The following is a 241-nucleotide window of genomic DNA, read 5'->3' as shown; positions in this document are numbered from 1 at the left end:
TGATTACAATGGCATCACTTGCTGGGTGGCTTGTGCCGGGCGTACATCGCGGTACCCCCAGCAGATGCACCACGAGCCTGCAGTTCGAACGTTTGCGGGTATGCCTTGATCAGGTCGCTCAGCTTCTTGAAACCATGGGTACGCGGGTCAAACTCCGGGCGAAGCTTCGAGATGTTCGTACCCAGCACACTTAAATGTGCCCAGCCATCCTCATCAGCAATATCCTCCCGAATCTTGGTAA

At 54.8% G+C, this 241-nt stretch carries 1 protein-coding gene; it reads right to left on the bottom strand.

Annotation, left to right across the window (positions count from 1 at the left end; all coding sequences use genetic code 11):
- Nucleotides 1-14: 14 nt before the first annotated feature.
- Nucleotides 15-241, bottom strand: a 227-nt coding sequence (locus tag SB765_RS33065) for an OST-HTH/LOTUS domain-containing protein (RefSeq protein ID WP_410932953.1), incomplete at its 5' end; no start/stop codon positions are given.

Source organism: Pseudomonas sp. SIMBA_067, assembly GCF_046534675.1.
In the GTDB taxonomy this organism is placed as follows: domain Bacteria; phylum Pseudomonadota; class Gammaproteobacteria; order Pseudomonadales; family Pseudomonadaceae; genus Aquipseudomonas; species Aquipseudomonas putida.
This window is presented reverse-complemented; position numbering and strand designations above follow the sequence as displayed.